The following is a 24,397-nucleotide window of genomic DNA, read 5'->3' as shown; positions in this document are numbered from 1 at the left end:
GATGAGAAATTTTCAAATAAAATTTATTGGGCATATCGAAGGACGAAAGTTAAGCTTTAAAAGCCTTCTCGTACTTTTTACTCTTCACTTTTCGTTTTTAACCTATAACTCCAATGCCCAGCAATTAGAGTCTTATATTCAGGTGGCTGAAGAGAATAATCCGCAGATCCAGTCTTTTAATTTGAAATATGAGATTGCAGAGGAAAAGATAAACGAGGTAAACGCTTACCCTGATACCGAGTTTGGAATAGGGTATTTTGTGAGTGAACCAGAAACCAGAACCGGTCCGCAAAAATTAAGGCTTTCCGTTAGGCAGATGCTTCCCTGGTTCGGAACTATTACCGCAAGGGAAAATTATGCGGGTTCTATGGCAGATGCAGAATATGTGGAGATAGCTGTCGCCAAACGCCAACTGGCCCTTGCTGTAGCTCAGGCTTACTACCGATTATTTGCGAACGAGGCTAAACAAAAAATCTTAAAGGAAAATATAGAATTACTGGAGACCTTTCACGAACTGGCGCTTAATTCCCTTGAAGTGGGCAGTGCTTCAGCGGTAGACGTGTTAAGGCTTCAAATGCGCCAAAATGATCTGGCTCAGCAAAAAGAAAGCCTGGAACAGGAGTTTAATGCGGAAGAAGTACTCTTCAATAATCTGCTGAACCGGGAAGAAGATCTTTCAGTAGAAGTGGTTGATTCCCTTTTTATTCCGATTCGAACTGATGAGAAGGAAAGAGTAGCTGAGGTGCACCCGGAATTATTGAAATTCGACAAACTCTATGAATCAGTAGTAGAAGCAGAAAAATTAAATCTAAAAGATGCGGCGCCAAAATTGGGATTTGGGCTGGATTATGTTAGCGTCGCTGAACGTACAGATATGACTTTAGCCGATAACGGAAAAGATATCCTAATGCCTATGGTATCGGTTTCTATTCCCATATTCAACAGTAAATATAAGTCGGTTACAAAGCAAAATGAACTTAGGCAAAAGGAGTTAAAGGCACAAAAAGATCAGCGCTTAAATCTTTTACAAACCAGGTTAGAAGAAGCGGTGAGCATTAGAAACTCGGCAAGGATGACTGCGAATACTTTTATTGAAAATTTAGAACAGGCGAAAGATGCAGAAGATATCCTGGTAAGAAGCTATGAAACCGGCACTATCGATTTTAATGATGTGTTGGAAATACAGGAATTACAACTAAAATTTCAAACCGGACTTATCGAAGCCGTGAAGAACTATTATATGCAAGCTGCAGTAATCAATTACCTAAGCAATTAGATAGAGAATAATTTTTGTCAAGATCAGGACTAGGTTCAGCTAGACAAAAATATTAGAATTAACAGAACAAGTAATATTTAAAAAATGAAAAAATATATCGTTTATATCCTAATCCTTATCAGTGGCCTGGTGCTGGGATATCTTTTCTTTGGAACGGGAGACGTAAAAAACGGAAAGCAAGAAACCGAAGTCGCAGACGGGCATGATCATGAAGGAGAAACTACTCAAATGTGGACCTGCTCTATGCATCCACAGATTATGCAACCCGAACCCGGTGACTGCCCTATTTGCGGGATGGAACTTATTCCTGCCGATGCCAATGCCGATGGCCTTGGGGCAGATGAGTTTAAAATGACCGATAATGCAATGGCTTTAGCCAATATCCAAACCATTACTGTTGGTGGAGGGGGAGAAGTTGAAAATACTCTTAATCTGTCAGGTAAGATACAGGTAAATGAGGAAGCCAATGCGGTGCAGGTAGCCTATTTCACGGGAAGAATAGAAAACCTTAATGTTAATTTTACCGGTGAAAGTGTAAACAGAGGGCAGCTTTTGGCAACTATTTATTCCCCAGAACTTGTTGCCGCACAACAGGAATTGCTTACAGCCGCAAAAATGAAGGAAAGTCAACCCGCGCTTTATAATGCTGTACGAAACAAACTGAAATTATGGAAGCTTTCAGACGCTCAAATAAATGCTATTGAAGATGCGGGCCAGATAAAGCAGAATTTTCCGGTTTTCGCAACAGTATCGGGAACGGTTACTGAAAAATTGGTGCAGGAGGGAGATTATGTTGAACAGGGACAGCCTTTGTTTAAGCTGGCAAATTTGAATTCGGTTTGGGCGGTTTTTGATGCCTATGAGAATCAGATTTCTGGTTTAGAGGAAGGTCAAAAGATCATGGTAACCACCAATGCCTATCCCGATAAGGAACTGGAAGCTACCATTTCTTTTATAGATCCGGTTTTGAATACGGCTAGTAGAACGCTGCGGCTAAGGGCTGTTTTGGATAATAAAAATGAAAATTTAAAACCCGGAATGTTCGTTAGGGCAAAACTTCAGAGGAATACTGGCCAGGAGCCGCAGTCTACTTTAAGCATTCCAAAAACAGCGGTTTTATGGACTGGGGAGCGTTCCCTGGTTTATGTAAAAACCAGCCGTGATGAACCTGTTTTTGAAATGCGGGAAATAGAATTAGGCGCTACTTTAGGCGAAACCTACGAAGTATTATCTGGTCTTGAAGGTGGCGAGGAAATTGTAACCAACGGTACATTTACCGTAGATGCCGCGGCGCAATTGCAAGGAAAAAAGTCTATGATGAACCAGGGTAAAGAGAAAGAGGATGCTGCCGAAATGAAAATGAATTTGCCAGATACTTTTCAGAAGGATTTTACCGGTGTGCTATCAGCTTATTTTGATTTAAAAGATGCCTTTGTAAACACCAATTCTGAAGATGTTAAAGCTGTTGCTTCCAAAATGCTTCAGAGAACTGAAAATCTTAAAGTCGCCAATCTTGGAGCCATGGAAACCCAACACCTTACAAAGATTAAAAGTATGCTCGAAGCTATTTTAGAAAATGACGATATCGAAAACCAGCGGGATCACTTTATAGTGCTTTCAGAAAACATAATTGCTTTTGCCTCCAATATGGAAACCCTGGAAAACCCGGTTTATATTCAACATTGTCCTATGGTGAATAACAATAAAGGAGCTAATTGGTTAAGCCTTTCTGAAGAGATTAGAAATCCTTATTACGGAGAGGTGATGATGAATTGTGGAGATACACAAAGAGAGTTATAATTGTTTTTAAACTAATGTTAAAATTAATCATATTTATAGAGGTTTCACAAAACATTTACAGCCTAGGGATTGAGAGGTTGTAACTTAGAAGTTAACCTAAAACTAATCAAAAATGAAAAATAGAATTTTAAATTTTGGAGCAATTTTTTTAATGACTATTGCTCTAATGTCCTGTGTGGATAACAAGGGAAAACAATCGGTTGAGATAGACACTCCTGAAGAGGTTAAAAAAACGGAAAAAGAAACCGCAGATATCGCCGATCAGGATTTTATAGATGGAATGACGGGAAAGGTCTGGCATAACTACCTGGAGATAAAAATAGCATTAACCAATGCTGATGCAGGCCAGGTCCAGGATGTGGCTCAAAGTATGATCGCATCATTTTCAGAAGAACGAGCAGAGCTAAAAGCTATTGCCCAGGAATTATCTGAAACCGAAGAACTGGAAAAGCAAAGGAAATTATTCGCGGCATTTACAGAAAAAGCGGGACCTATGTTTGAAGATGCACTTTCCGGGGGAACTATTTATAAAAAGTTCTGCCCTATGGCTTTCGACAATAAAGGAGCCTACTGGTATGCCGATATCGAAGAAATAAACAACCCATATTTCGGTGATAAGATGCCCGATTGTGGTTCTGTGAAAAAGACGATTAAAAAGTAAAAAAAACTAATCAACTATAAAACCAAAACAATAATGAATTCAGAAGAAAAAAAACAGCACAAAAAGAGTGGTGGTAATTACGGCAGATTTTTCCTAATGCTCGGACTCTCTTTTTTAGCCATGTACATTACCATGTATTTTAATACTTATGAGTTTGATCATGTATATTTTAGCCTAACACGATTTTATATGACTTGCCTGGGAATTTCGGCAATGGCGGTAATTATGCTTTCTTTTATGCTCAAAATGTATAAAAACAAGAAAAAGAATATTGCCATTTATTTGGGGAGTCTTATCCTGTTCGTTTCGGCCTTGGGATTAGTAAGAGCACAGCGCCCAATCATTGGAGATGTACTATATATGAAAGCGATGATCCCTCACCACTCTATCGCGATTTTAACCAGTAAGCGTGCAGATATAAAAGACCCTGAAACCAAAAAATTGGCTGAAGAGATTATTGAAGCTCAGAAAAGGGAGATCGCGCAAATGAAAAAGATAATATACCGCCTGGAGAATGAGGATAAGTAGATCGAAGAAGCCAGAAATCCCAAAGCTTTTTAAAAACTAAAGGTTTTAAGTGGGGGAGGTTGAAGGTAGGAGCCATTAGGTTTTGCGTCCGCTTATTTTTATTTTAAAAGTTTAGATTATTCTATTTTTGCATTGAAAAAAACCCCATAGTATCAATTGCCTACAATACAATAAATGATAGTTAAACGAAAAACAGCCTTTAAACTAAGGCAGGCCCATCGTTACCTGGGACTTTTTATAGGAATTCAGTTCATTATGTGGACTATTAGTGGGATGTACTTTAGCTGGACCGATCTTGATGAGATTCATGGAGATCATTTTAGAAAAGAAGTGGTAAAGCCTGCCACATTTTCAAACCTGTCTGGTCCGGGACAAATACTATCGGGCACTCCGGTTAATTCCCTCGAGCTAAAGGATATTGGAGGAAGGGCTTTTTACTTAGTAAATGGCGAAAACCTGATCGACCCTAAAACCGGAAAGGAAAGGCCGGATATCACCCCGGAAGAAGCCTTGAGAATTGCGGGACAACATATGCGGGAAGATCTCGAGGTAAGCGGAATAGAATTGATCGAGGAAACCGGGAAACACCACGAATACCGAAGTGGCGCTTTACCGGCATACGTGATCTCCTACAAAGAGCCATCAGACCTTAAAGCATATGTGTCTGTGCAGGACGCTGCATTCAACTCGGTGCGACATAGAGATTGGCGTTGGTTTGACTTTCTCTGGATGACCCACACCATGGATTATGAAGGCCGGGATGATTTTAATAACCTGGTACTTCGAATATTTTCCCTTATGGGCTTAATTACGGTCTTAAGCGGTTTTGTGCTTTGGTACATTTCGTCTCCCTCGATGAGAAAACTTCAGAAACGATTTAAATAAGTATAATTTTAAACCCAAATAAGAATAAAAACAGAAACGATGAAAAAGAATTTAAAAAATCTAATGATACTTAGTCTGGTGGCAGGAGCAATAACTATGACCTCTTGCCGAAATACCGAAGAGAATAAAGATGAACCCGCAGAACCTATGCAAAACGAAATGCACCAGGAGGCTGAAATGGATGGAAGGGATCATAGCAGCAAGGAAACTAATAAATATCAGGGCGAGGCTATAAACGCTGAATTCAAAGATGAAAATACAGCCAGAGCCTATGAGTTTTATGTGGAAATTAAAGATGCATTGGTGAATACAGATGCGGAAACCGCAAAAACCAGGGCTCAGGAATTAAGTGAAATCGAAGCAAAAGAAGAGATTACTGCTGCTGCACAAGAAATCGCTTCCAGTGATGATGTGAGCAAACAAAGAAAAGCATTTTCTGATCTTACTGTGGCTATGGAAAATCAACTTGAAGGCGCTCTTGCTTCGGGAGAGATCTACAAACAGTATTGTCCAATGGCTTTTGAAGGAAAAGGGGATTACTGGCTTTCCAATTCAAAAGATATCTATAACCCGTACTATGGCGAAAAAATGTTGAAATGTGGTAGGGTAGATGCTACCATTAAATAAATAGCTTAACCTTCAGGGTGAAAAAAAGCCCTGAAGGTTTTCTTTAAATCTCCGGAAATTTGGATACTAAAATCCTGCATATTAAAAATATGGTATGTGACCGCTGCTTGATGAGTGTGAAAAACCTTCTTGCAGCACAAGGTTTGTCTTATAAGAGTGTGAACCTTGGCAGGATTGAGCTGGAGGAAGAGATTTCAGAAGAGCAGTTGAGTGTGCTGGAAAAAGAATTGAACAAGACTGGCTTTGAACTGGTTTTGGAACGTAGCGACAAGATCGTAAATGCTATTAAGGCGACGATAATTGAAATGGTTTATCATCGCAGTGATTTTGGAAACAAAAAGCTTTCGCAAATTTTAAGTGACAGACTTAATTACGATTACAGTCACCTAACCGGAATTTTTTCAAAAGCAGAGAATCAGAGTATTCAGAGTTTCCAGAATAAGATAAAAATTGAGCGTATCAAGGAACTTCTTGAATACGACCAACTTAGTATTGCCGAAATTGCCGATGAAATGGGTTACGGCAGTGCGGCTTACCTTTCCACCTTCTTTAAAAAAGAGACCGGCCTAAAACCATCGGAATATAAACAGCAATACACTTCCCGGAATTCGCTGGATAGTATCTAAAGCTTTGGGCTATTCCATTCCATTAATAAGGCCGATTTTCGATTTTCTTATAACTTCTTACCATAATTTTAAAAGCTTTTTCATAAGTGAGTGGTTACCTTTGGGGTAAACCAATAAAAAATAAAAGTTATGAGAAATGAGAAGTTGATTCATGCATTGGGAAATTGTATAAACCACTGTAATTATTGTGCCGATGCCTGTCTGGAGGAAGATGATGTGAAAAAAATGGCAACCTGTATCAGGACCGATAAGGTTTGTGCTGAGGTTTGTTCGACTCTAAACCAGGTGCTGGCAACCAATTACAAGAATGTAGACGGCCTGGTGAAATATTGTATCGAAGTTTGTAATGATTGTGCCGATGAATGCAGTAAGCACGAACACGATCACTGCCAGGAATGTGCAAAAGCTTGCAGGCATTGTGTAGATGCTTGCCGTACCTATTTGGCGTAAACATAGAATTTGAATAAAAACCCTGTCGAAACAGGGTTTTTTTAAGCATAATAATAAGATGAAACACAGCTATAACATAACAGGAATGACCTGTCTTGGTTGCAGGTCTCAGGTGGAATCGGCTCTTAGAAACGTAGAAGGCGTCAAAGATGCATGGGTAGATCTAGAAGAACAGAGAGCAGAAATTGAGATGGAGGAGCATATCCAAATTGAGAAATTTCAGCAAGCCCTCAATAAAATTCCGGGAAACTATGGGATTAAGGCACCGGGTCCTATGATTCATACCTATTCGGTAAGCGGGATGACCTGTAATGGCTGTCGTTCTCACGTGGAAGAAGCGCTTAATAAGGTAGAAGGCGTTGAGGAAGCAAAAGTAGACCTCGAAAAAGCCGAAGCCGAGATTAGGATGAAGAAACACATTCCCCTAAAGAAATTTCAAAAAGCCCTGGAAGAAGATGGTGGAAAATATGGGATTCACCCTCCCGGTCCTGTAACCAGGAAATTTTCGGTTAGTGGAATGACCTGTAATGGCTGTCGTTCTCACGTGGAAGAAGCGCTTAATAAGGTAGAAGGTGTTGAGGAGGCAAAAGTCAACCTTGGGAAAGCCGAAGCCGAGATTAGGATGAAGAAACACATTCCGCTTAAAAAATTTCAGAAAGCACTGGAAGAAGATGGCGGGAACTATCAGATTCACCAGCATGGAGAAGAGTTTAAAAGCGAAAAGAAAAAACCTAAGGCTGGTGGTACCGGGGTTTATTACTGTCCTATGCATTGCGAAGGTGATAAAACTTACGACCAACCGGGAGACTGTCCCGTGTGTGGGATGGATCTTGTGGAAGAAGCCAGGCTCACTCCAGCGGCCACGCAATATACCTGCCCTATGCATCCCGAAGTGGTTGAAGATGAACCGGGAGATTGTCCTAAATGTGGGATGGAATTGGTCCCCATGGAACCTGAGTCTTCGGAAAGTAAATCCTATAAAAAATTGCTGAAAAAGTTTAAGATCGCGGTGGCCTTTACTCTCCCCATCTTTTTAATCGCGATGTCTGAAATGATCCCGAATAATCCGCTTTACGATTTGTTGGAGATGAAATACTGGAACTGGGTTCAGTTTGTACTTTCCATCCCGGTTGTGTTTTATGCCACCTGGATGTTTTTTGAACGTGCATGGCGATCTGTAAAGACCTGGAATCTCAATATGTTTACTCTTATCGGAATAGGAGCGGGAATAGCCTGGATCTTCAGCGTTTTTGGACTCGTGTTTCCCGGGTTTTTCCCTGAACAGTTTAAGACTGAAATGGGTACCGTGCATGTGTATTTTGAGGCTGCAACGGTGATCCTAACCCTGGTTTTACTTGGGCAAGTACTCGAAGCACGTGCTCACAGCAAGACGAATACTGCCATTAAAGAATTACTGAAACTGGCTCCTAATAAGGCCATAAAAGTGGTTAATGGCGAAGAAAAGGAAGTCTCTATTAATGAGATCCATTCGGGAGATATTTTAAGAGTAAAGCCTGGCGATAAGATCCCGGTGGACGGAGTTATGGAAAAAGGAAATTCCAGTATTGATGAATCGATGATCACCGGGGAGCCCATACCTGTTGATAAAGTAAAAGGTGATAAAGTAAGTGCAGGTACCATAAACGGCAACCGAAGCTTTACAATGAAAGCTGAAAAAGTGGGTGAGGAAACACTTCTTTCCCAGATCATTAAAATGGTGAATGATGCCAGCCGCTCCCAGGCGCCTATTCAAAAACTGGCCGACAGGATTTCCGGCTATTTTGTACCGGTGGTTGTAATGATTTCCGTAATTACTTTTATCGTGTGGGCAGTTTTTGGGCCTGAACCGTCCTATGTATATGCTCTGGTAAACGCCATCGCTGTGCTAATCATAGCCTGTCCCTGTGCCCTTGGTCTGGCTACCCCAATGTCGGTAATGGTGGGTGTTGGGAAAGGTGCCCAAAATGGAGTTTTGATCAAAAATGCCCGTGCCCTCGAACAAATGGATGATATCGATATCCTAATAATCGATAAAACCGGCACCATAACCGAGGGGAAACCCAAAGTGGAAAAGGTGGAGCTTACTTCCGAAGGGAATAAAGAGGAGATTATTAAATTAATTGCCTCTGTAAATTCCCAGAGTGAACATCCTTTGGCAAAAGCCAGTGTGGATTTTGCCAGAGAAAAGGGGTTGAATTTCGATGAAACTTCAGATTTTAATGCTTTAACCGGAAAGGGAGTAACTGGTATGGTTTCAGGCAAAAAAGTCGGTATAGGAAACGATAAATTAATGCAGGCAGAAGGGGTGCAGATCGCTTCAGAAATAAAGGAAAAGGTTTTTGCTGAACAGGAAATGGGCAAAACCGTTTCTTATGTTGCTGTGGATGGCAAAATTGCAGGATATTTAACCATTACCGATCCGATAAAGAAAACCAGTCGGGAAGCGCTGAAAGCTTTGATGGACGATGGTGTTGAAATTTTAATGTTTACCGGCGATAATGAAAAAACCGCAAAATCTGTTGCCGAAGAACTTGGCTTAAGCGGGTTTAAAGCCGGAATGTTACCGGAGGATAAACAAAATGAAGTTAAAAAACTTCAGCAGCAAGGTAAGAAGGTGGCAATGGCAGGTGATGGGATAAACGATGCGCCAGCCCTTGCCCAGGCCAATATTGGGATCGCAATGGGAACGGGAACCGATGTTGCTATAGAAAGTGCAGAGATCACTTTGGTAAAAGGGGATTTAAAATCGGTGAAGAAAGCCAAGAGCCTAAGTAAAAAGGTGATGCGCAATATTAAAGAAAACCTGTTTTTTGCCCTCATCTATAATTCGCTTGGGGTGCCTATTGCAGCCGGGGTTTTATTTCCGGTTTTCGGACTTTTATTGTCCCCCATGATAGCTGCTTTGGCCATGAGCTTTAGCTCGGTTTCAGTGATTGCGAATGCCCTGAGGTTAAAAAACACAAGTTTGGACTAATTATAAAGCAGACAAAAATTTAAGATAATCCGGGATTTTCCTGGCAAAGGGGGCTGGACCAGCGGCGAACCCCCTAAAAGCCAGTTATTGGAGCCAAACTTAAAATATATTGTGTTTTGTTATCCATTATTTGCTGGCGGGCTTGTTACTAAGTTTTTCTGTAATAAAATACCTTATAACACAGTTACTAGATCTTCAAGGGCCAGGGCACGGGAACCTTTAATGAAAAAATTGCAATTCCTGAATTCGGTCATGCTGAAATGCTTTTTTAGATTCTCCGTGTTTTCGAATTTTATGACTGTAGGAGTAGTTGTTTTGGTTTTTTTGAAGTTTCTCCCTACAAGATAAACTTCATCGAACTTGCGGGATTCTGCCAGATCTACAATATCCTGATGTTCCCTTTCAGAGGTTGGGCCTAATTCCAGCATATCCCCCAATACGGCAATTTTCTGTCCTTTAAGCTTCATTTCCCCGAAGTTCTCTATTGAAGCACGCATACTTGTGGGGTTGGCATTGTAGGCATCTAAGAAAAGGGTATTGCTATTTTTTTTCAGAATCTGAGAACGATTGTTTTCGGGAGTATATTCTTCTATAGCCTCTTTTATCTCATTTAATGGAACTTTAAAGTAAAGACCGATGCAAAGAGCGGCGGCCATATTATAGGCATTGTATGTCCCTGTTAACTTACTCTTAAAGTCGGTTTGATTAAAATGAAGTCTGGCGGTTTGATCCCCGGAGATATACTTTACCTGAACCTTGGAGGTTCGTCCAGTCCCAAAGCCAAAATAATGTTTGTAGGGAAGCTGGGCTCTCTGGTTTTCATCATCCAGGTTTAAAAAGAGAAGTTTTTTATCTTTCTTCAAATAATTATATAACTCACTTTTAGCCTGAATAACTCCTTCCAGGCTGCCAAAACCTTCCAGGTGTGCTTTTCCAAAGTTGGTGATGTAACCATAATCTGGCTTAGTGATGCTGCAAAGAAATTCTATCTCTCCAGGATGGTTGGCACCCATTTCTATAATGCCTATCTGGGTACTTTCATCCATCTCCAGGAGGGTGAGCGGAACCCCAATATGATTATTAAGGTTTCCTTTTGTGGCTGCAGTCCTGTATTTTTTAGAGAGAACCGCATGCATAAGTTCTTTGGTAGTTGTTTTCCCATTGCTACCGGTTATAGCTATAATGGGAATGGAGAGGAATTTACGGTGAAAGGTAGCCAGATGTTGTAAAGCTTCTAAGGTATCCTTGACCAGGATATATTTTTCTGATGGGACTGCAAATTCCTTTTGGTCTACCACTACACAGGCTGCTCCTTTTTCAAGAGCTTCCGCGGCATATTGGTTACCATTAAAATTTTGGCCTTTCAGGGCAAAAAAGATACTTCCGGGAAGGATTTTTCGTGTATCGGTGCTAACACCGCTACAAACCAGAAAACGTTGATGGAGTTTGGCTATATTCATAAAATTAAAGCTAAAAAAAAGCCCTAAATAAATAGGGCTTTTTTAGAATATTTTAAAAATTAAGCTTTAATTCCGTGCTTTTTTATTTTTTTCCTTGGATTTTGATCCAACTCTGGACATTGCATTTCTAAATCCAATATAGTCGGTAGCCATATCCTGTGGGAAAAATCTACGTTGTGCCGGATCTAACCAGTAAGCGCGATCTCTCCAGGACCCTCCTTTATAAACTCTCACCTCGTCACTAATAAGTGTGGTGCGCTGTGCTGAATCGTAGCCTCTATCTACAGCACCCGTACTATCCTCATAGGTGATATTGTCGTAAGTTGGAGAGTTGTACATTCTTTTGGATGGATCATCTATTTCCTGGAAAGGTTGAAAATATCTCGAAGAACTCTTATCTCCATCACGGAAATCTCTTTGGTCACTATTGGTATAATTAGTGCGCATATAGGTGTCTTCCTCGGTAACAGGTGTTTGCAGGATCTCTCCAGGAAGATTTCTAGCCACAATCTGCCCGTTGCTTAAAGTATCAAAACGTACATCATCTGGAGTTACAATTTTCACACTTCCATCTTCATTGATCTCGTGTTTGGTGTAAACGTTACCTCTATAGTAGTTAAAATCATTGAATTCGTCGTCTACTATTGGTCGGTACACATCGGCAACCCATTCCGCTACGTTTCCTGCCATATCATACAGTCCAAAATCGTTTGGCTCGTAAGTTTTTACTTCAGCGGTAATATCGGCACCGTCATCACTCCACCCGGCAATACCTCCGTAGTCTCCATCTCCTTGTTTGAAGTTTGCTAATTGGTCACCTTGTCTTTTTATGTCTCCCGAACGCGTGTATTGCCCATCCCATGGATATTTTTTTCTTCCGCGGTAAACGTTGTAATCTCTTATGCCTACAAGGCCTAATGCTGCATACTCCCATTCGGCTTCAGTAGGTAGGCGATATTCAGGCAGGATTACCCCGTCTTTACGCTGAACAAAAGTTTGTCCGCCGATAGTATTGCCTTCAGCATCAGTATTGTCGGCGTTCCGTTCAATCATCTTTTCTGATTCCTTACCTCCCTGGCTAATTTCTGTATTGCCGCCGTAAACCTGGCTTGGAGCGTTAAGATAAGTTTCTGTATTAAAGGTAGAACCGGCGTTCACATCGGTATATCTTGCGCCCTCTTTTATATAGCCTTCCTCTTCCAGCATCAATTCGTTTACCCTGTCGGTTCTCCATTTACTGAATTCAACTGCCTGAATCCAACTAACTCCCACCACCGGGTAATTCGCATAGGCCGGATGGCGCAGGTAATTATTTACCATAGTCTCGTTAAAACCAAGTCGGTTTCTCCAAACCAGGGTATCTGGTAAGGCTCCTTTATAAATGTTTCTGTAGTTTTCTTCACTTGGAGGGAAAACGTTCTTTAACCAATCGAGATATTCCATATACATCATATTGGTTACCTCAGTCTCATCCATATAAAAAGACTGGACGTGCTGCTGGGTAGGGGTGTTGTTCCAATCATGCATCACATCATCCTGAACCCGTCCCATAGTATATGTTCCACCTTCAACAAAGACGAGGCCGGGACCTGTTTCCTGCTCCTTATAGTCGGTTTTGTATTGGAAACCACCATCTTTAGAGTTGATATCCCAACCGGTAGCCCGCGAATTATTCTTATAGTCCCGCGAATTGTTACAGCCTACAAAACTACCCGCTAAAGCGACAGCTATTAAGGCTTTTAAAGCAACATTAATTCTCATATTAATCATCTCTTTTTGGTAGAAATTTAGGCTTTGCAATATAGTAATTAACGATAAATGTACAAGATTATTTTATTTTAATCAGAATACCTTAAAATCTTATAAGTCCCTGATGTTGTTGAGTCTTTGCTGTTTTTTATAAACAAGCCCGCAAGCTAATTATAACGGCGGCTGTGTGCTTCAGATTCGGCAAAATTAAGAGTTTTTTGCCAAAGCTTCTTAGAAAGACGTAAAATATCTTTAGTATCCTTGCTGAGAATACAATAATTATCTGTAATTTAAGTTATTATTACTTACCAGTGCCCGATGATCTCCCCAAGGCTACCTAGATTTGATATAAGCTTATGATGTATATTTTAGCGCTAAGGCACTTTCTTAACGAGAATAATAATATATATTTGTTAATCATTAATTAATGTGATGAGAAAAATTACAATCTTACTGCTTGGGGTCTTTCTTGCAAATAACTTTTCTGCGATCGCGCAGAATGAGGAAAGAGATAGGGTGATAACCACTGCAGTTCCATTCCTAATGGTGGCTGCCGACGCAAGAGCCGCCGGGATGGGCGACCAGGGTGTCGCTACTTCTCCTGATGTTTTTTCCCAGCAATGGAACCCGGCCAAGTATGCTTTTGCTACTTCTGAACATGGAGTTGGTGTTTCCTATACTCCTTACCTAAGCGATATCGTTAATGATATATTCCTTGGGAATATAAATTACTTTAACCGTATTAATGAAAGAAGTGCTTTTGGTGCAAGCCTGCGCTATTTCAGTCTCGGTTCTATTGAGACACGTGGTACCAGGGAGCAAGAACCTCTTTTGGTTAATCCTAATGAGCTTACCCTAGACCTTTCTTATGCCTTAAGGCTAAGTGACCATTTTTCCATGGCGGTTGCCGGAAGGTACCTGCATTCGGACCTCGGATTGCAGGATGAAGCCGATCTCGGTGCAGCGAATAGCTTTGGTGTGGATATCGCGGCATATTTCCAGAGTAATCAGGTGACCTATACCGCTTTTGATGGCCGATGGAAAGCGGGCGCAAATATCTCCAATATTGGACCTAAAATGAAATATGATGATGCCGGTCAGGAAAATTTTATCCCAACCAATTTTAAGGTAGGAGGAGGTTTCGATTTTATCTTTGATATGGAGAATAGGTTAGGTACTTATGTAGAGTTCAATAAATTGTTGGTTCCTACTCCTCAGGATTTTAACGGTGACGGGACCATAAACGCTGAGGACGATGCCGAATATAATGATATTGGAGCTATATCAGGAATTTTTAAATCTTTTGGAGATGCTCCCGGAGGGTTTGGAGAGGAAATGAGAGAGGTGACCTGGGCATTGGGTGCAGAATATCTTTTCCGTGAGGCATTTGCTTTTAGGGCCGGATATTTTAATGAAAGTGAAACCAAGGGATCCCGACAGTTTCTTTCTTTTGGTGCCGGTTTCGCCTATGAGATGATAGATGTAGATATTTCATATCTATTCTCGACATCCAAAGTGCAGAGTCCTTTAGAAGGGACTTTAAGGTTTGGCCTTACATTTAATTTTGGGGATCAATATTCCTATTAAAAAGATTCCGACGGAAAAATTTCTAAAAAGTATCATATTTGTCTTTGATACTTTTTTTGGTTTAAATCCCTACTTTTAAAGACAAAGCGGGTTCTGTATTCTAAAGCTTCAAATAAAATTAAATGAAATCCTTTAATATATCTGCTGAATTTGAAATCTTCGATTCCTTTGATGAACTGCCTGATAAGATAGTAGCATTGATGAAAAAAACCTTTGAGGCGAGGGAAAAGGCTTATGCGCCGTATTCCAGGTTTCAGGTTGGCGCTGCTTTGTTGCTGGATAATGGAGAGATCATCACCGGGAGCAATCAGGAAAATGCTTCTTATCCTTCAGGCCTATGTGCAGAGCGTACCGCCGTTTATTATGCGGGAGCTAAATTTCCAGAGGCCAAAATTAAATGCATAGCAATTTCGGCTACTTCCCTGAAGAGACCGGTAACTTCACCGGTACCTCCCTGTGGAGCTTGCCGTCAGGCTCTGGTAGAATATGAGGTGAAGCAAAAAACAGATATGGAAGTTTATTTTATGGGGGAGACGGGAGCGATCGTGAAAGCTAAATCGGTAAAAGATTTGCTGCCGCTCATTTTTGATAATTCCTACTTATAACGTTTTCGTGATTTTTGGGTTAAAACTGTTTTCCATTCTTATTGAAAATAGTATTTTTGTTACCCGCTTGGCAAACCCTATCTGTCTGGCCTAAAATTAATAGAGTTAAATGAAGAAAATAACAAAAGCCACATATTTAAAGTGGTACGAGGATATGCTGTTTTGGCGCAAATTTGAAGACAAACTTGCGCAGGTTTATATTCAGCAAAAAGTGAGAGGTTTTTTACATCTTTATAATGGGCAGGAAGCTATTTTGGCTGGAGCTTTACATGTAATGGACCTGGAGAAGGATAAGATGATCACCGCCTATCGTAACCATGTGCAGCCCATAGGAATGGGTGTAGACCCAAAAAGGGTTATGGCTGAACTTTACGGAAAAGGAACCGGTACCTCCCAGGGACTAGGTGGCTCCATGCATATTTTCTCCAAGGAACATGGGTTCTATGGAGGTCACGGGATTGTAGGAGGGCAAATACCGCTTGGTGCAGGGCTGGCTTTTGCCGATAAATATTTTAAACGCAATGCTGTCACCCTTACTTTCCTTGGTGATGGAGCTGCACGTCAGGGGTCTCTTCATGAAACGCTTAACATGGCGGTGAAATGGAACCTTCCGGTAGTTTTCTGTGTGGAGAATAATGGATACGCCATGGGAACTTCGGTTGCCAGAACTTCCAAGAGTCTTGATATCTGGAAGATCGGTAATGCTTATGAGATGCCGTGTGGTCCTGTAGATGCTATGAACCCGATTAAGGTTGCAGAAGCACTTGATGAAGCGATAAAAAGAGCCCGAAAAGGAGATGGACCAACCTTCCTTGAGCTAAAAACCTACCGGTACCGTGGGCATTCGATGAGTGATGCTCAGAAATACCGTACCAAGGATGAGGTGGCAGAATACCAGAAAATAGACCCCATCACCCAGGTGCTGGATGTGATCAAGGAAAAGAAATATGCTTCAGAAGACGAAATAAAGGCTATCAATAAGCGCGTAAAAGACAAGGTCTCAGAATGCGAGAAATTCGCTGAAGAGTCTGATTGGCCTGAGAAAAACGTTATGTATGATGTAGTATACGAGCAGAAAGACTATCCGTTTTTAGCACATAAACCTGAATAAATTATGGCAGAAGTAATTAACATGCCGCGTTTGAGCGATACCATGGAAGAAGGCGTGGTAGCAAAGTGGTTGAAGAAAAAAGGAGATAAAGTAGAAGAGGGAGATATCCTTGCAGAAATCGAAACCGATAAGGCAACGATGGAATTTGAATCCTTTCACGAAGGTACGCTTTTGCATATTGGAATTGAAGAAGGAGAAACCGCTCCTGTAGATACGCTTTTAGCAATTATTGGAGAAGAAGGGGAAGATATTTCTGGTCTTCTTGAAGGTGGAAGTTCAGAAACTGATAAAGCTGAAGAGAAGGAGGAAAAATCTTCAGAAGAAAAAGAAGAAAGCGAAAACGAAAGTGAGGATAATGAAATCCCGGAAGGGGTGGAAGTGATTACTATGCCCCGTCTTAGTGATACTATGGAGGAAGGTACCGTTGCTTCCTGGATCAAGAAAGAAGGAGATAAGGTAGAAGAGGGCGATATTCTTGCCGAGATCGAAACCGATAAGGCTACCATGGAATTTGAATCTTTCTATTCGGGAACTCTACTTAAAATCGGAATTCAGGAAGGCGAAACCGCCAAAGTAGATAGTTTACTTGCCATTATTGGACCTGAAGGAACCGATGTTTCTGGAATTTCTACGGGAGGCAATGAGAAAAAGGCTTCTGCTGAGAAAAAAGAAAAATCAGAAGAGAAGAAAGAAGATAAATCTACAGAAAAGACTTCTGAAAAATCTGGGGATAAAAAATCTTCAGGAAGGATATTTGTTTCTCCCCTTGCCAAAAAAATGGCTGAGGATAAAGGTATAGATCTTTCTGAGGTAGAAGGAAGCGGTGAAAATGGTCGTATTGTAAAACGCGATATTGAAGACTTCAAACCTTCAGAAAAACCTGCGAAAGCGGAGGCTCCGGCTCAGGATAAGCCTGCGGCCGCGCAAGCTTATGTGCCTGCAGGAGAAGAAAGCTTTGAGGAAGTTAAGAACTCACAAATGCGTAAGACTATCGCCAAACGCCTTGGCGAGTCTAAATTTACCGCACCTCATTATTATTTGACTATCGAAGTAGATATGGCTAACGCTATGGCTTCGCGTAAGCAGATTAATAATATGCCGGATATTAAAGTAAGCTTTAATGATATGGTAATAAAAGCCAGTGCTATGGCCTTGCGCAAACATCCTCGGGTAAATAGCCAATGGACCGGGGAGACTACTAAAATCGCTAAACATATCCATATGGGCGTGGCCGTAGCTGTTGAGGAAGGTCTTGTGGTGCCTGTTCTTAAATTTGCCGACCAGATGTCAATGACACAAATTGGAGGAAATGTTAAGAGCCTTGCAGGAAAAGCCCGTGATAAAAAACTACAGCCTAACGAGATGGAGGGAAGTACTTTCACAGTTTCTAATCTTGGAATGTTTGGGATCGTAGAATTTACCAGTATCATCAATCAACCTAATTCTGCAATTCTTTCGGTTGGGACTATCGTGGAAAAACCGGTGGTTAGAGATGGGCAGATCGTTGTTGGAAATACTATGAAACTGACCCTGGCCTGTGACCACCGTACAGTAGATGGTGCTACCGGGGCTGCATTCCTGGAAACTCTTAAGGTTTATTTGGAAAATCCGGTGACGATGCTGGCCTAAAAGCCTTAATCATCGTATTCTATAACTTAAAAATCCCGCTTAATTGCGGGATTTTTTTATCTTTAACGATATGAGAAATTTTTTACTTTTATGGGGGATAATGATCGGTTTAAGCCTTTTTGGATGCCAGGGAATATCCCAAACGGCCACTGCAGAAAAACAACCTGAAACCGAAAATATAACGGAAGATTCTGTAGAATCTTTGTTGCATTATCTTGCTTCTGATGAATTGAAAGGTCGTGAAACCGGTACTGAAGGTATTGATCTTGCCGCCAGCAGGATAGCAACTATCTTTCAGGATAATGGTGTAGAAACCTACTATGAATCTTACCGGGATACTTTTCAGGTGGAAGATAAATATGCTTATAATGTAGTTGGTTTCGTAGAAGGTAAAGATCCTGAATTAAAGGATGAAATCATCATTTTAGGTGCGCATTACGATCATATTGGAGAGGGAAAAAAGGTAAATGGCGATATAATCGCTAATGGTGCGAACGACAATGCAGCCGGAACTGTTGCAGTTGTTGAGCTCGCCAGGCATTTTGCTGAAATAAAGGATAATAAAAGAAGCCTGATGTTTATTTTGTTTTCTGCGGAAGAAATGGGGCTTCGGGGATCTAACCATGCTGCTGAAAAATTAAAGGATGAGGGAGTTCATCTCTATGCAGTGCTAAACTTTGAAATGCTGGGAGTGCCTATGGAAGGGAAAGAGTACCTTGCCTATATAACCGGCTTTGAAATGTCTAATCTTGCCGAAAAATTCAATGAGTATTCTTCCGAAGAAGTTTTAGGATATCTTCCCCAGGCAGAGAAATATAAATTATTCCAACGTAGCGATAATTATCCATTTTACCAGGAATTTAAAATTCCAGCACAGACTATCTCAACCTTTGATTTTACGAATTACGAATATTATCATCATGTTTCTGATGAAGCAGGAAATATGGATTTTGAACACCTGAAAGATCTTATCGATGCTGTTAAGCCAGGAATTCAAAAAATGGCCAATAAGGAAGAAAAGGAGATAAAATTAAACGAAGAATGAAACAAATTGTTATAACAGGAACAAGTCGGGGAATTGGGTTTGAACTGGTAAAACTTTTTGCAGATGCCGGGCACAATGTTTTGGCCTTATCCCGAAATGAAAAGCCGGTGCGGGATCTTAAGCTTGAAAATGTTCACACTTTTTCCTGCGATATCTCAGAACCTTCAGGTTTGCAAGAAGCCGCAGATTATTTAAAGAGCAAGACCAAGAAGGTGGATATTCTTATAAATAATGCGGGTGCTTTGGTCAACAAAGCCTTTGAGGATATTAGTCTTGAAGAATTTGAGAAGATTTATAAAACGAATGTAATGGGCGTAGTTGGACTAACTCAAAAGCTGCTGCCATTCTTTCATAAGAACTCTCATGTGGTAAACATTAGCACTATGGGAGGAGTACAGGGGAGCGTGAAATTCCCGGGACTTTCTGCCTATAGTTCGAGTAAGGCTGCAGTAATTACTTTAACCGAATTACTCGCAGAAGAATTCAAAGAAACCGGTCCGTCCTTTAATGTGCTTGCACTGGGAGCGGTGCAAACCGAAATGCTGGCAGAGGCTTTCCCTGGATACAAGGCTCCGCTTTCAGCAAAAGAAATGGCGCAATATATTATGGATTTCAGTTTAACCGGGAATAAATATTACAACGGAAAATTACTGCAGGTATCTAATAGCACTCCATAATATTTAATGAAGCACATCCTTGAGAAATATTTACCTGTGCAGGCCATACCTGCTGTTTTTAACCTTATCAGGGAAAATAATGTTCATTTAAAAATTGTAAATGAACGCAAGACACGGCACGGCGATTACAGACGTATGCCTAATGGTTCGCAACAAATTACCGTGAATGCTAATTTGAACAAATACCGGTTCCTGATTACACTGGTGCATGAAATTTCACATTTGTTGGCTTTTGAAAAATATGGGAGAACTATTAAACCACACGGGTTAGAATGGAAATCTATTTTCAGGGAATTGATGCTGCCTTTTATAAGGCCAGAGGTGTTTCCTCAACGCCTTTTACCGGTTATAGCAAATCATTTTAGGAATCCTCGTGCCAGCAGTGATACCGATGCCAGACTTTCGGTGGCATTAAAAAGTTTTGATCCCGAAAATGATAAAAATTATATTTTTGAAATTCCTACCGGTGGGATTTTTAGAATTTATAACGGGAAGACCTTTAAAAAAGGCCCCAGGCGGATTAAAAGGTACGAATGCCTGGAAATAAATACAGGTAGGATCTATTTGTTTCAGCCCAATGCTGAAGTAGAATTATTAAAAGCCTGATGTATGAAGAATAAAAATTATTATGCGATTTTAATGGCCGGGGGTGTGGGTTCCCGTTTCTGGCCTGCGAGTACTCAGGCCAATCCAAAACAGTTTCAGGATATCCTGGGTGCCGGGAAAAGTCTTATCCAGGCTACCTTCGAACGGCTATCAAAAATAATTCCCCAGGAAAATATCTATATTCTTACCAATAAGGATTATACCCAGCTGGTTAAGGAACATTTACCACAGGTTAAAGACGAGCAGATAGTTCCCGAGCCTGCTTTGCGCAATACCGGCCCAAGTATCTTACTGGGGGCTCTTAAAATCAGGAAAAAAAATAAAGACGCATTAATTGTAGTAGCACCCAGCGACCACTGGATTGATGATGAGGTGGATTTTTGTGAAAACGTAGAGGCCGGGTTTAACGCAGTTGCTGAAGATGATAAACTTATCACTTTGGGTATAAGCCCTAATTTTCCTAACACCGGTTACGGTTACATCAAGTATAATTCTGAAGAGTCTACGAAGCTCTCCAGGGTTGAGGACTTTACCGAAAAGCCTAATTTCAAAAAAGCAGAGGAGTTTCTAAAAAGTGGTAAGTATCTATGGAATGCAGGTATATTTATTTGGAGTGCAAGCTTCATTATCGATTCTTTTAAAAAGCACCTTCCCGAGATGTACCGGCTTTTTGAAAAAGGGAGTGAATTTTGGAATACGGCTGAAGAGGAGGAATTTCTTAGAAAGAACTACGGTCTCGCCGATAATATTTCCATAGATTATGGTATCCTGGAAAAGTCAGACAAAGTTTTTGTAATTCCGGTAGATTTTAAATGGAACGACCTGGGTACCTGGGGCAGCCTCGAGAGAGAGCTCCCGCAGGATGATTTTAAAAATACCGTTGTGAATTCCAGGTTGTTGCCTTTGGATTCTTCGGGCAATATAATTAGTACCGAAAGCGGAAAGGTGGTGGTTCTCGATGGAATCAATGATTATATAATTGTGGAAACTGCTGAGGTTTTACTGCTGCTTCCCAAGGATAAAGAACAATCAATAAAAGAGCTCAGGGAGAAAGTTCAGGAGCGTTTTGGAAATAATTTAGCCTGATTACATGGATAACAATCAACCCGGGCAAAGCTCTTCAGATAAGGATAAGCCTCACGTAACCGAATTACGAAAGAACGCCCATGGTTTCTTCGAGAATCTGAAAATATTCATCAAAGACCTGCTTGAGATACGGGATGATACCGATAGAGAGTCTACCGTAGAAGCCGTTAAGAAGGATATCTCCTTTAAAGGGCACAATGCCTGGATCCTTATCTTTTCTATTTTCGTGGCTTCGGTGGGCTTAAATGTAAGCAGTACCGCGGTGGTGATAGGAGCGATGTTAATCTCTCCGCTAATGGGGCCAATTGTTGGGGTAGGCATGTCTGTTGCTATCAATGATGTTATAACCTTAAGAAAGTCTTTCATTAATCTTGGTTTAATGGTTGGACTTAGCGTTTTAACGGCTTACATCTATTTTCTCATTTCTCCCGTAAAAGAAGAAACTCCTGAACTGATTGCCCGTACTTATCCTACTATTCTCGATGTATTGGTTGCTATTTTTGGTGGGTTGGCTCTAATAATTGCCAAAACCAAAAAAGGAACTATTGCCAGTGTAATCCTTGGAGTTGCTATTGCTACTGCTCTTATGCCGCCTTTATGTACCGTAGGATATGGGCTGGCCATTGCCAATTGGTCTTATGCAGGAGGAGCATTATATTTATTCTCAATAAACGCCGTCTTTATTGCTCTGTCAACTTTTGTGGTAACCAAGCTATTAGGCTTCCCCCTGGTGAAATATGCCAATAGCCGGAAGCGACGGCGAACAGCTCAAATTGCTTCAACCATCGCGATAATTGTAATGATCCCTAGTGTAATTCTTTTCGCAAATTTGCTCCAGAAGCAACTTTTTGAATCTAAATCCAGGGAGTTTATCCACGAGGTGGTGCGCTACAGTGGTACTGAGACTATTAAGTTTACACAGGATTATCAGGAAAAGACTATTGATGTTTACCTTATAGGGCAAAGGGTGCCTCAGGGAACCATTGATACCTGGAAAGAGCAAATGGGCAGAGTAGAAGCTTTAAAGGAATCTGAGCTTATCATTCACCAGGGAGAGAGAGGGGGCGATATTAACGAATTAAGTACCCAGGTTCGAAGTGGAATACTTGAAGATCTGTATGTACGAAATCAGGAAATCATCGAGGATAAGGATGCCCGCATCGTGCTTTTGGAAAATGAACTCAGTAAATTTCGGGGAGATAATTTTTCATTTCCCGATTTAAGCAGAGAAATTAAAATCAATTACAGCGAAATTCAGGAGCTTGGTTATTCAAATCTCATCTCTACAAATTTCGATAAAACAGATACCATTCCCACTTTTACCGTAACCTGGGATCCGGCGATTTCGGCTGCGAAAAGAAAGCAGGAGAAAGAAAGGTTTGAAGCCTGGCTAAAAGTTAGGCTTAAACTCGATACCCTTGCCGTAAAAACGGTGAATTAATAGCCTTTCAACTGGGCAGTTCTAACCTTTTTAAAAAGTTTTGAGGAATAAATAAAATCGGTTACGGATTCATCTTCAGTTTTAAATACCATGTCTTTATTACCTTTCCAGGCTAAGACGCCGTCTTTCAGAAAAGCTATATTTTCACCTATTTCGAGCACCGAATTCATGTCGTGGGTAATAATGATCGTAGTAATGTCATATTCCCGGGTGATTTCCTGAATAAGATTATCTATTACCGTGGCTGTTTTTGGATCCAGTCCTGAGTTGGGTTCATCACAAAATAGGTATTTTGGACGGTTTACAATCGCCCGGGCAATGGAAACACGCTTTTGCATTCCCCCACTAATTTCTGATGGATATTTCTTTTCACTTCCTTCCAGGTTGACACGTTTTAGTACCTCCTGAACTCGTTTCATCAGCTTATTTCTGCTTTGTTTGGTAAACATGCGTAAGGGGAAAAGCACATTTTCTTCAACAGTCATCGAATCGAAAAGCGCTCCGCCCTGAAAAACCATCCCTATTTGCTTGCTAAGGTCTTTTTTTTCATCTTCACTGAATTCCGAAAAAGGTTTGCCATCATATTCAATGGATCCCTGATCAGGAACAAAGAGGCCCAACATGCATTTTAATAAAACACTTTTTCCTGAGCCAGACTGGCCGATGATGAGATTGGTTTTTCCGCGTTCAAAGACAAAATCTATCCCCTTTAAAACTTCCTCTCCTTCAAATGCTTTATGTAAATTTTTAACTTCTATCATCGCCTAGCTTAATAATAATTGGGTTACAATATAATTTGTTACGATTATCACTACACTCGTCCATACAAAGGAGGTGGTACTCGCCTGGCCTACTTCTAAGGCTCCACCCTTCATATAATAGCCGTGATATGCAGGAACAGTGGCGAGGATGAAAGCAAATAAAAAGGTTTTTACAAAAGCATAAGTGAGATGAAAGGGATCAAAATCATTTTGAAGTCCTTCTATAAAGGCATCGGGCCCAACAAATCCTCCCAGAACCGCTGCAGTATATGCACCAACAATCCCCAGAAACATGGAGATAGCGATCACGAACGGATAAGTGAGCATGGCAATTACTTTTGGGAAAATGAGGTAGTTTAAAGAATTGATCCCCATTACTTCCAGGGCATCAATTTGTTCGGTGACATTCATAGAACCGATACTGGAGGTGATATAAGACCCCACTTTTCCAGCCATAATTATCGAGATGAAGGTTGGGGCAAACTCCAGAATAACCGATTGCCTTGCGGCATAAGCTACCAGTGTTTTCGGGATTAATGGGTTGGTGAGATTGAGAGCGGTTTGAATTGCGACTACCCCTCCGATGAAAAAGGAAAGAAAGGCTACGATTCCGATAGAACTTATAATGAGATCGTCTATTTCCTTAAAAATAAGGTCTTTTAAAACCGATCTTTTAGTCATTCTGCCAAAGACCCCTTTTAACATTAAAAAATATTCTCCAATGGAGTGCAAATAGTTCATTCACCAATTTTTGTAAAGCTAAAATACTAAAAAATCAGTCCAAAGTATTTAACGTAGAATTAAACTTTAGCC

The 24,397-nt window shown here is 40.8% G+C and carries 22 protein-coding genes; 18 read left to right on the top strand and 4 right to left on the bottom strand.

Annotated elements, in window-relative coordinates; translation table 11 throughout:
* The first annotated feature begins 1 nt into the window (after position 1).
* The 9 genes from BUW93_RS11360 (at position 2) to BUW93_RS11320 (ending at position 9,827) form a co-directional block, all read left to right on the top strand.
* Positions 2-1,276, top strand: coding sequence for a TolC family protein (locus BUW93_RS11360; protein WP_110688295.1), 1,275 nt, complete (start codon positions 2-4; stop codon positions 1,274-1,276).
* Positions 1,277-1,360: 84 nt separating this feature from the next.
* Positions 1,361-3,076 (top strand): efflux RND transporter periplasmic adaptor subunit, encoded by a 1,716-nt coding sequence (locus BUW93_RS11355; RefSeq protein ID WP_081211815.1) that lies wholly within the window; start codon positions 1,361-1,363, stop codon positions 3,074-3,076.
* 112 nt (positions 3,077-3,188) lie between these two features.
* Complete coding sequence (locus tag BUW93_RS11350; RefSeq protein WP_081211814.1) at positions 3,189-3,737, top strand: DUF3347 domain-containing protein; 549 nt, start codon at positions 3,189-3,191, stop codon at positions 3,735-3,737.
* Positions 3,738-3,770: 33 nt separating this feature from the next.
* Positions 3,771-4,265, top strand: coding sequence for a DUF305 domain-containing protein (locus BUW93_RS11345; RefSeq protein WP_081211813.1), 495 nt, complete (start codon positions 3,771-3,773; stop codon positions 4,263-4,265).
* Positions 4,266-4,442: 177 nt separating this feature from the next.
* On the top strand, positions 4,443-5,150 hold the full coding sequence (locus tag BUW93_RS11340) for a PepSY domain-containing protein (protein WP_081211886.1): 708 nt from the start codon (positions 4,443-4,445) through the stop codon (positions 5,148-5,150).
* Between the two features lie 39 nt (positions 5,151-5,189).
* A complete protein-coding gene (locus BUW93_RS11335; RefSeq protein ID WP_081211812.1) occupies positions 5,190-5,777 on the top strand; it encodes a DUF3347 domain-containing protein in 588 nt (195 codons plus the stop codon).
* Positions 5,778-5,836: 59 nt separating this feature from the next.
* Positions 5,837-6,403 (top strand): helix-turn-helix domain-containing protein, encoded by a 567-nt coding sequence (locus tag BUW93_RS11330; RefSeq protein WP_232778352.1) that lies wholly within the window; start codon positions 5,837-5,839, stop codon positions 6,401-6,403.
* Between the two features lie 129 nt (positions 6,404-6,532).
* The gene (locus tag BUW93_RS11325) at positions 6,533-6,853 is read left to right on the top strand and encodes a four-helix bundle copper-binding protein (protein WP_081211811.1); all 321 of its coding nucleotides are present in this window, start codon (positions 6,533-6,535) and stop codon (positions 6,851-6,853) included.
* A 58-nt stretch (positions 6,854-6,911) separates the two neighbouring features.
* Positions 6,912-9,827: a heavy metal translocating P-type ATPase gene (locus BUW93_RS11320; RefSeq protein WP_232778351.1), complete on the top strand. Its 2,916-nt coding sequence runs from the start codon at positions 6,912-6,914 to the stop codon at positions 9,825-9,827.
* Positions 9,828-10,000: 173 nt separating this feature from the next.
* Here the strand turns inward: BUW93_RS11320 and BUW93_RS11315 are convergent, their stop codons facing one another.
* A complete protein-coding gene (locus BUW93_RS11315) occupies positions 10,001-11,287 on the bottom strand; it encodes a UDP-N-acetylmuramoyl-tripeptide--D-alanyl-D-alanine ligase (RefSeq protein ID WP_081211810.1) in 1,287 nt (428 codons plus the stop codon).
* A 66-nt stretch (positions 11,288-11,353) separates the two neighbouring features.
* Complete coding sequence (gene gldJ, locus BUW93_RS11310; RefSeq protein WP_081211883.1) at positions 11,354-13,048, bottom strand: gliding motility lipoprotein GldJ; 1,695 nt, start codon at positions 13,046-13,048, stop codon at positions 11,354-11,356.
* Positions 13,049-13,468: 420 nt separating this feature from the next.
* Here gldJ and porV point away from each other — a divergent pair, with 420 nt between their 5' ends.
* The 9 genes from porV (at position 13,469) to BUW93_RS11265 (ending at position 22,823) form a co-directional block, all read left to right on the top strand.
* Positions 13,469-14,623, top strand: coding sequence for a type IX secretion system outer membrane channel protein PorV (gene porV / locus BUW93_RS11305; RefSeq protein ID WP_081211809.1), 1,155 nt, complete (start codon positions 13,469-13,471; stop codon positions 14,621-14,623).
* Positions 14,624-14,745: 122 nt separating this feature from the next.
* Positions 14,746-15,228 (top strand): cytidine deaminase, encoded by a 483-nt coding sequence (gene cdd, locus BUW93_RS11300; protein WP_081211808.1) that lies wholly within the window; start codon positions 14,746-14,748, stop codon positions 15,226-15,228.
* 109 nt (positions 15,229-15,337) lie between these two features.
* A complete protein-coding gene (gene pdhA, locus BUW93_RS11295; RefSeq protein WP_081211807.1) occupies positions 15,338-16,339 on the top strand; it encodes a pyruvate dehydrogenase (acetyl-transferring) E1 component subunit alpha in 1,002 nt (333 codons plus the stop codon).
* A 3-nt stretch (positions 16,340-16,342) separates the two neighbouring features.
* The gene (locus tag BUW93_RS11290) at positions 16,343-17,968 is read left to right on the top strand and encodes a pyruvate dehydrogenase complex dihydrolipoamide acetyltransferase (RefSeq protein WP_081211806.1); all 1,626 of its coding nucleotides are present in this window, start codon (positions 16,343-16,345) and stop codon (positions 17,966-17,968) included.
* A gap of 70 nt (positions 17,969-18,038) precedes the next feature.
* Positions 18,039-19,013 (top strand): M20/M25/M40 family metallo-hydrolase, encoded by a 975-nt coding sequence (locus tag BUW93_RS11285; protein ID WP_081211805.1) that lies wholly within the window; start codon positions 18,039-18,041, stop codon positions 19,011-19,013.
* On the top strand, positions 19,010-19,690 hold the full coding sequence (locus tag BUW93_RS11280) for an SDR family NAD(P)-dependent oxidoreductase (protein ID WP_081211804.1): 681 nt from the start codon (positions 19,010-19,012) through the stop codon (positions 19,688-19,690). The genes BUW93_RS11285 and BUW93_RS11280 overlap by 4 nt, the downstream gene beginning before the upstream one ends.
* A gap of 6 nt (positions 19,691-19,696) precedes the next feature.
* On the top strand, positions 19,697-20,296 hold the full coding sequence (locus BUW93_RS11275; RefSeq protein ID WP_081211803.1) for a SprT-like domain-containing protein: 600 nt from the start codon (positions 19,697-19,699) through the stop codon (positions 20,294-20,296).
* A 3-nt stretch (positions 20,297-20,299) separates the two neighbouring features.
* Complete coding sequence (locus BUW93_RS11270) at positions 20,300-21,382, top strand: mannose-1-phosphate guanylyltransferase (RefSeq protein ID WP_081211802.1); 1,083 nt, start codon at positions 20,300-20,302, stop codon at positions 21,380-21,382.
* 4 nt (positions 21,383-21,386) lie between these two features.
* Positions 21,387-22,823, top strand: a complete 1,437-nt coding sequence (locus tag BUW93_RS11265) for a DUF389 domain-containing protein (RefSeq protein WP_081211801.1) — start codon at positions 21,387-21,389, stop codon at positions 22,821-22,823.
* Here the strand turns inward: BUW93_RS11265 and BUW93_RS11260 are convergent.
* Together BUW93_RS11260 and BUW93_RS11255 are read right to left on the bottom strand one after the other, a co-directional pair.
* Positions 22,820-23,584: an ABC transporter ATP-binding protein gene (locus BUW93_RS11260; RefSeq protein ID WP_081211800.1), complete on the bottom strand. Its 765-nt coding sequence runs from the start codon at positions 23,582-23,584 to the stop codon at positions 22,820-22,822. The genes BUW93_RS11265 and BUW93_RS11260 overlap by 4 nt on opposite strands.
* A gap of 3 nt (positions 23,585-23,587) precedes the next feature.
* The gene (locus BUW93_RS11255; RefSeq protein WP_081211799.1) at positions 23,588-24,325 is read right to left on the bottom strand and encodes an MlaE family ABC transporter permease; all 738 of its coding nucleotides are present in this window, start codon (positions 24,323-24,325) and stop codon (positions 23,588-23,590) included.
* Between the last annotated feature and the right edge of the window lie 72 nt (positions 24,326-24,397).

The organism is Salegentibacter sediminis, from assembly GCF_002078605.1.
Taxonomy (GTDB): Bacteria; Bacteroidota; Bacteroidia; order Flavobacteriales; family Flavobacteriaceae; genus Salegentibacter; species Salegentibacter sediminis.
This window is presented reverse-complemented; position numbering and strand designations above follow the sequence as displayed.

Coding starts and splice junctions, on each gene's coding strand:
- BUW93_RS11360 (WP_110688295.1), top strand. CDS start 2: ATGAGAAATTTTCAAATAAAATTTATTGGGCATATCGAAGGACGAAAG.
- BUW93_RS11355 (WP_081211815.1), top strand. CDS start 1,361: ATGAAAAAATATATCGTTTATATCCTAATCCTTATCAGTGGCCTGGTG.
- BUW93_RS11350 (WP_081211814.1), top strand. CDS start 3,189: ATGAAAAATAGAATTTTAAATTTTGGAGCAATTTTTTTAATGACTATT.
- BUW93_RS11345 (WP_081211813.1), top strand. CDS start 3,771: ATGAATTCAGAAGAAAAAAAACAGCACAAAAAGAGTGGTGGTAATTAC.
- BUW93_RS11335 (WP_081211812.1), top strand. CDS start 5,190: ATGAAAAAGAATTTAAAAAATCTAATGATACTTAGTCTGGTGGCAGGA.
- BUW93_RS11325 (WP_081211811.1), top strand. CDS start 6,533: ATGAGAAATGAGAAGTTGATTCATGCATTGGGAAATTGTATAAACCAC.
- BUW93_RS11320 (WP_232778351.1), top strand. CDS start 6,912: ATGAAACACAGCTATAACATAACAGGAATGACCTGTCTTGGTTGCAGG.
- BUW93_RS11315 (WP_081211810.1), bottom strand. CDS start 11,287: ATGAATATAGCCAAACTCCATCAACGTTTTCTGGTTTGTAGCGGTGTT.
- gldJ (WP_081211883.1), bottom strand. CDS start 13,048: ATGAGAATTAATGTTGCTTTAAAAGCCTTAATAGCTGTCGCTTTAGCG.
- porV (WP_081211809.1), top strand. CDS start 13,469: ATGAGAAAAATTACAATCTTACTGCTTGGGGTCTTTCTTGCAAATAAC.
- cdd (WP_081211808.1), top strand. CDS start 14,746: ATGAAATCCTTTAATATATCTGCTGAATTTGAAATCTTCGATTCCTTT.
- pdhA (WP_081211807.1), top strand. CDS start 15,338: ATGAAGAAAATAACAAAAGCCACATATTTAAAGTGGTACGAGGATATG.
- BUW93_RS11290 (WP_081211806.1), top strand. CDS start 16,343: ATGGCAGAAGTAATTAACATGCCGCGTTTGAGCGATACCATGGAAGAA.
- BUW93_RS11285 (WP_081211805.1), top strand. CDS start 18,039: ATGAGAAATTTTTTACTTTTATGGGGGATAATGATCGGTTTAAGCCTT.
- BUW93_RS11280 (WP_081211804.1), top strand. CDS start 19,010: ATGAAACAAATTGTTATAACAGGAACAAGTCGGGGAATTGGGTTTGAA.
- BUW93_RS11275 (WP_081211803.1), top strand. CDS start 19,697: ATGAAGCACATCCTTGAGAAATATTTACCTGTGCAGGCCATACCTGCT.
- BUW93_RS11270 (WP_081211802.1), top strand. CDS start 20,300: ATGAAGAATAAAAATTATTATGCGATTTTAATGGCCGGGGGTGTGGGT.
- BUW93_RS11265 (WP_081211801.1), top strand. CDS start 21,387: ATGGATAACAATCAACCCGGGCAAAGCTCTTCAGATAAGGATAAGCCT.
- BUW93_RS11260 (WP_081211800.1), bottom strand. CDS start 23,584: ATGATAGAAGTTAAAAATTTACATAAAGCATTTGAAGGAGAGGAAGTT.
- BUW93_RS11255 (WP_081211799.1), bottom strand. CDS start 24,325: ATGAACTATTTGCACTCCATTGGAGAATATTTTTTAATGTTAAAAGGG.